Consider the following 6,626-nt stretch of genomic DNA (forward strand, 5'->3'; position numbering starts at 1 on the left):
CTGTATGCGGTATTAGCAGTCGTTTCCAACTGTTGTCCCCCTCTATCAGGTAGCTTCCCAAACTTTACTCACCCGTCCGCCACTCGTCATCAGGAAAAGCAAGCTTTTCCTATGTTACCGTTCGACTTGCATGTATTAGGCCTGCCGCCAGCGTTCAATCTGAGCCATGATCAAACTCTTCGATAAAAAAGATTTTGATTTAAATTTTTTGATAGTCCCTCAGCCTTAGCCTTCTCTATCTTTTTGTTTCCCTCTTCCGAGGGCCCACACAGATTGTCCGTACTTGTTTTTAAAGAACTTTTATAAAACGCTTGGTTTTATTTCGTTGTCTCTTGCGTGACAACGGAAATGAATTATAGACTCTTTTTTTTTAGTGTCAAACATTTTTTTATTAGAAGTTTGTCACATTTTTTTAATTCCGCATGTTTATGCGATTCTTAGATTTTAAATAGTACATTTTATTTTACAAAGCCATTTGACTGCAGAGACCACATTTTATTATACAGTCCTCCCAGGGACAGTAATTCTTCGTGTGATCCGCTTTCTACAATCCTGCCTTCGTTAATAACAATGATTCTATCCATTGATTTTAAGGTGGAAAGTCTATGAGCAATGGCAATTACGGTTCTGCCATGCATAATGTTTAGAAGATTTCTCTGAACAATTTCCTCAGTCTCAGAATCCAAGGCAGAGGTTGCTTCATCCAGAATTAGAATAGGAGCATTCTTTACAATTACGCGAGCAATGGCAATTCTCTGCTTCTGTCCTCCAGAAAGCTTTACACCACGATCTCCAACCATTGAATCAAAACCAATACCACCACGGTAATCAGACATTTCTTCAATGAAATTCAGAGAATCTGATGCTCTAGCTGCCTTTTGCAGATCCTCATCATCAAGCTCGTTTTTAGAGCCATACTCGATGTTTTCGCCAATGGTCCTGTGCATCAGACTTGGTTCCTGACTGACCATCGCAAAAAGATCTCTTAAATTGTCCTGTCTTAAATCGCGAACATCAACTCCATCTATGGTAACTGAACCTTTAGTAACATCATAGAATCTTAAAATCAGATTGATAATTGTGGATTTACCAACACCGGATGGACCAACTATTCCTATCTTCAATCCTTTTTTGATAGATAGATTAAAATCACTTAAAACATCTTTCTTTCCATCATATCCAAAGGATACATTCTTAAATTCAATAGATTCATTAAACGAGTCTAGAGTTTTTGGATTATCAGGATCAGTTACGGCAACAGGTTTTGACATTGTGCTCATACAGTCATAGATCATGCCGATGTTCTCAAAGATTGCGCCAGCTTCCCACATTATCCAGCGAGACATGTTGATCATTCTGATAGCAATCGCAATTGATATTGCAATGGCTCCTGTAGTTACAAGGTAGTTAGACCACAGCCATAGAGAAAGAATGATTAGTGAAACAAGTAGAGTACAGTTTAAAAACTGAACACTGATGTCAAAGGAAGTCAGAATTCTGAAAATTTTGTATTCTGAATTTCTGAAGGCTGTCATTGCCTCCTTGGCATATGACTTCTCTTTACCTGCTCCACCGAAGAGTTTTACCGTTGAGATATTTGTGTAGCTGTCTACAATTCTTCCTACCATGGTAGATCTTTCAACAGATAACTCCTTTGAAGTTCGTCTTAGATAAGGGATAAAAACGAACAGTGAGCAGGTATAGAAACACAGCCAGATGATCAGAGGAAGACACAGGTAGAAATCTGCATTCATAAGCATAATCAGCATGGTTGAAATATATACAACCATATGCACAAATACATCAATCAGCTTCATCACAGCAGTTCTGACAGCCATCGATGTCTGCATTACCTTATTGGCAAGAGCTCCTGCAAATTCCTCATTAAAGAATGAAAGAGACTGTCCCAGTAGAAAATTATGCAGCTGCCATCTGACCTGCATTGAGTAATTGCTCGATAAAGTCTGATGAATCAGCAGTGAATGAAGAAAAGATGCAACAGGTAAAAATACACCTGCGCCTAAGAGCATTATCAGAAGACTGCCACCATGCTCACTGATAAAATTCTGAGGAGAACTAGAAGCAGTCCAGTCAACGATATAGCCAAGGCAGGCAAAAAAAAGAGCTTCACCAACAGCGATAAAAGAATTTAAAACAGCAACTGCGGCGAGAAATTTGCCTAATCCCCTGGAGAAGAAAAGGACAAATTTGATTATTCCCTTAGGAGGAACACCTTCACATTTGTCCTCAAATGGAGGTATTAGTCTTTCAAAAAAATTGAATAAACCTTCTTTAAAAATCATGAACGTATTATTTTTCCATTGACTGCATGATATCGTTTATGCGATTGCTTGCAACATCAATGTGTCTTGCAATGGCTGCAACATGGTTTGGCAGCATTGCGTCACCGGTATCGTTACCGCCGGCAACAACATACCAAGGGTTGAAGTCTCTTACAAAAGAAAGTCTCTTTAGAGCTGCATCTACATTTTCCTGTCCACCGCGCTGAACAACAGAAGAATCAACAGCAACCAAACCTCTTAAAATATCTTCAACAACAGAAGACACACCTTTTGCAAAATAAACGTAATTATCTGATTCATAATGCTTAATATTTTCTTTATTAAGATAACCTAAAGCATACTCAAGCATCTGATTGCAGTATTTTAATATCAGATAAACATCATCTGATTTGACATTATAAACACCGGCATTTTTTACTCCTGAATCAACAGAAGCTGCCCAGGATCTCCAGTTCTGAACACCCTGCTTGTACTTTCCTTCTGTATCGTATATAAACCAGAAGCCCCAGACTTCGTCTGAGTAAACAAATGATCTTGAAGTTGCATCTACAAGTCTTTGATCAAGAGTGTCATTTTTTCCATATCGAGAAACAGTCTTGGCAATTATGTCAGATGCAGGTCTGGTAGCATAAATTACGCCTTTCTGATAATTAACAATGTTATCCAGAATTTTTGGAACAAAGAAAAGATCATTTGGGATCCATCCAAAAACAGAATGAAGCTCATTATCCAGACTATGAACAGTTGCCTCAGCCATTACCATGGCACGAGTTTTATCATCCTGAATATCTTCAGCTTTTGGAGGAGTAAAACCGGCAGGACAGGTAGTGGAGAAAAGACCTATTACAGCAACATATAAAACATAGACAGCAACAAGCCCTACTAAGATTTTTCCAAAGATAGTATTCAAAGGTTTTGGAAATGTCATATTTTAATTGCGAAAATCTCCCTGCATCAGTTGATGCAACAGATGTGGGGTACTTCGCCTCCTAGTTTATTTATCAGAATACAGTAAAACAGTAATATTTATTGTAAATCTTACAGAAACTCACTTATAAATCGAATTTCTAGTCTATTGTAAAAAAAAATTCAAAAAAAACAAATATACAAAAAACAAAAACCTGAGACAATTTACATTACCTCAGGTTTCTTTAGTCAATAACGCATTACACTATTTTTTGACAACTGCTGTAATTGCTTCAACAATGCTATCAATATTGTTGCTGTTAATACCTGCAACACAGATTCTTCCTGAAGCAACAGCGTAAATACCGAAATCTCTCTTCAGAGCTTCAATCTGATCCTTATCAAGACCAGAGAATGAGAACATACCGTTCTGCTCAGTGATGAAATCAAAATCACCAGCACCTGCATCCTTAAGCTTGTGAGATAACAGAACACGCATCTTTGAAATACGCTCACGCATTCCCTTAAGCTCATCTTCCCATTTTGCTCTTAAGGTAGGATCTGACAGAACTGTGGTTACGATCTTCTCACCATGAGCAGGAGGGTTAGAAATTGCAGTACGAACAGCAATCTTAACCTGAGACATAACCTTAACTGCAGTCTCAACATCAGCAGATACAACAGTAAGTACACCAGAACGCTCGCTGTAAAGACCGAAGTTCTTTGAGAATGAACTTGCAATCAGGAACTCAGGGTTGTACTTAGCAATAGTACGAACACCGAAAGCATCCTCTTCAATACCATGACCAAAGCCCTGGTAAGCAAAATCAATAAATGGTAACAGTTTCTTTTCAGCAAGGAACTTAGCAATGATCTCCCACTGCTCGTGAGTAGGATCGATGCCTGTTGGATTGTGACAGCATGCATGTAGAAGAACTACATCTCCTTCCTTAGCCTGAGACAGAGTCTCAATCATTCTGTCAAAAGCAAGATTGTGGTTTGCTCTGTCATAGTAAGGATAGCGCTCAAACTTCAGACCTGCAGAAGTTGCGATCTGGTAGTGGTTTGCCCAGGTAGGGTCAGAAATCCAGATTGTTGAAGCAATGTTCTGCTGGTGGATAAAGTCAGCACCAATTCTCAGTGCACCGGTACCACCAGGACAGTGACATGAAACAGCCTTACCACCGTCAACGAACTCTGAATCCTTACCAAAGATCAACTCTCTAGCCAGACGACCGAACTCAGGAAGACCGGTAATTGGCAGATATGATTTGGTCTCTTCCTTTTCAAGCAAAATTTTCTCTGCTTCTTTAACGCAATCTAGAATAACGGTTTTACCCTCGTTATTCTGGTATACACCTACACCCAAGTTAGTCTTATTAGCTCTGGTGTCCTTCTTAAAAGCCTCATTTAAACCTAAAATTGGATCTGCAGGAGCAGCATCGATACGATCAAAAAACATGTATTCACCTGTTATAAAAAAAGATTTTTTTTAATATATCACAATTAAAAAAATTGTGAGATTATTCTATATATTGAACAAAACATGCTCAATTAAAGAGCATAGCCTTTCTTCTTGACCTTAGTTTTGTAATGTTTTCTGTAGTTATCTCGAGCTTTAGATACCCATGCTTTGGATTTCCATCTTAAAAGCATAACAAGTCCACGGGTACACTCATCGCAGCAGAAACCAAGCCATACACCTAACAGTCCCATTCCCATATATAGACTTAGGAAGGTTCCGACAGGAACTGAAACACCCCACATGGAAATTATGGCCATCAGCATTGGGAACTTGGCATCGTTAACAGCTCTAAGAGAGTTGATGATAATAATGTTTAGAATACGCCCCATCTCCATAATCACAGAGACGTAAAAGATCGGTCTGGCAATTTCATAAACAGTTGCATCTGAGGTAAAAATAGATAAAACCGCATCTCCCATCCAAAGAGGAATGTTAATAACTAGGAGAGCTGTGATACATAGTCCAATTTTCACAGAATGCAGAAGCTGTCTGTTTGCAAGCTTTAATTTCATTGCACCTGCATACTGAGAAATCAGAATCTCAGTTCCAAGGGCGATAGAAATAGAGAACAGCATAATAATGGTACACATCTGCATATAGATGCCGTGAGTTGCTAAGGCAGTGGAACCTAGAGTTCCAACAACAGATGTCATGAACAGGAACTGAAGCTGCCAGGTCATGTTTTCACCGGCACCAGGAATACCAACTGCAAAGATCTGCTTTAAAATATCCTTTTTAACAATAAAGAAAAACTTTGGAATAATTCTGATCTTGGTTCTTGTTCTCATCAGATAAAAAAGGAAAGCAACTGAGAGAAAACGTGAAATTACAGCACTGATTGCAACACCGTAAATTCCCATCTGAGGGAAACCAAAATGACCAAATAACAAAGCGTAATTACTGATGATTACAAAGATATTTGCCGAAATATTCACATACATTGGATCACGAGTTCTGCCATAGGCTCTTAAAATAGAAGAACAGCACAGATTAACTGCTTCGGCAATGAACATGATTGATAGTATCATCAGATAGTTTTTTGAGGTTACATAAATATCCTCTGGAATATTCATGATATCGCAGATGATTTTTGCTCCAAAAAAGCAACCTGATGTAATTAAAATACCCCAGACAATGTTAAGACCAAATGACATGTGAACAATGCGTCTTAACATCTGCCTATTGCCCTTGCCAATTGCCTGGGCACAGCACACGCAAACACCTATGTTTATAAAGTTGAATAAGGTAAACGCGAACTGGAAGGCCTGACCGCCAAGATTCATTTCAGCAACAGCCTGTAAAGACAGCATACTTACCATAGCGGTATTAATAATGATGGTAAAGAAATGCATTGTCAGATCAATAAAGATCGGCCAGCTTAATGAGAAAAGATTTCCGTGCTTTGGTCCTGTTGCCAACTGTTGAGGTGAAGTATCAGCCATAACGCCTTATTTTTCTTATTTACTAATTTCAAAGATCAAATTAAAACTGCCGCTAGCATACCACAATATTAGGAATGTGACATGGATTGAGAGGAATTCTTATTTTTTAGTATTAACGATCCGCCTGAAAGAAAAGATGAATAACTCTGCCCCAAATCGAGTAGGGCGAGTTCTAACTCAGCCCTCTCACAACACTTATCCCGACTTTATGATTATACCGTAAAACAGCAAAAATCGGCTTAGTTACGGGCATCAGTACATTATAAGTCGGGATAACTTTTCATTCTATAATGAAGTTTCCTTAATTCCTAAAGGAGACCACCGTTATGGAAAAAAGTATTTTTGACATCATTACCAAAGCTAAAGAGATTCTTAAAACGCTAAGGCTATCAAATGCAACTATACGAGCATATCAGGAAAGGAGTTTCTCTCCGTTAATAAAAGCTTATA

Annotated in this window: 4 protein-coding genes and 1 rRNA gene; all 5 read right to left on the reverse strand. The window is 38.5% G+C overall.

Translation table 11 applies throughout. The features are described 5' to 3' along the window. Window positions 1-186 (reverse strand): 16S ribosomal RNA (locus tag B5D46_RS11590); the annotation flags it as partial. 272 nt (window positions 187-458) lie between these two features. Then, window positions 459-2,303, reverse strand: a complete 1,845-nt coding sequence (locus B5D46_RS11595; RefSeq protein ID WP_078929586.1) for an ABC transporter ATP-binding protein — start codon at window positions 2,301-2,303, stop codon at window positions 459-461. Between the two features lie 7 nt (window positions 2,304-2,310). Further along, the gene (locus tag B5D46_RS11600) at window positions 2,311-3,231 is read right to left on the reverse strand and encodes a DUF2333 family protein (RefSeq protein ID WP_078929587.1); all 921 of its coding nucleotides are present in this window, start codon (window positions 3,229-3,231) and stop codon (window positions 2,311-2,313) included. 243 nt (window positions 3,232-3,474) lie between these two features. Continuing rightward, entirely contained in the window at window positions 3,475-4,671 is a 1,197-nt protein-coding gene (locus B5D46_RS11605) for an amino acid aminotransferase (RefSeq protein WP_078929588.1), read from the reverse strand. A gap of 92 nt (window positions 4,672-4,763) precedes the next feature. Further along, on the reverse strand, window positions 4,764-6,176 hold the full coding sequence (locus B5D46_RS11610; RefSeq protein WP_078929589.1) for an MATE family efflux transporter: 1,413 nt from the start codon (window positions 6,174-6,176) through the stop codon (window positions 4,764-4,766). Window positions 6,177-6,626: the final 450 nt, after the last annotated feature.

It is taken from the genome of Succinivibrio dextrinosolvens DSM 3072, assembly GCF_900167015.1.
GTDB lineage: Bacteria > Pseudomonadota > Gammaproteobacteria > Enterobacterales > Succinivibrionaceae > Succinivibrio > Succinivibrio dextrinosolvens.

Coding starts and splice junctions, on each gene's coding strand:
- B5D46_RS11595 (WP_078929586.1), bottom strand. CDS start 2,303: ATGATTTTTAAAGAAGGTTTATTCAATTTTTTTGAAAGACTAATACCT.
- B5D46_RS11600 (WP_078929587.1), bottom strand. CDS start 3,231: ATGACATTTCCAAAACCTTTGAATACTATCTTTGGAAAAATCTTAGTA.
- B5D46_RS11605 (WP_078929588.1), bottom strand. CDS start 4,671: ATGTTTTTTGATCGTATCGATGCTGCTCCTGCAGATCCAATTTTAGGT.
- B5D46_RS11610 (WP_078929589.1), bottom strand. CDS start 6,176: ATGGCTGATACTTCACCTCAACAGTTGGCAACAGGACCAAAGCACGGA.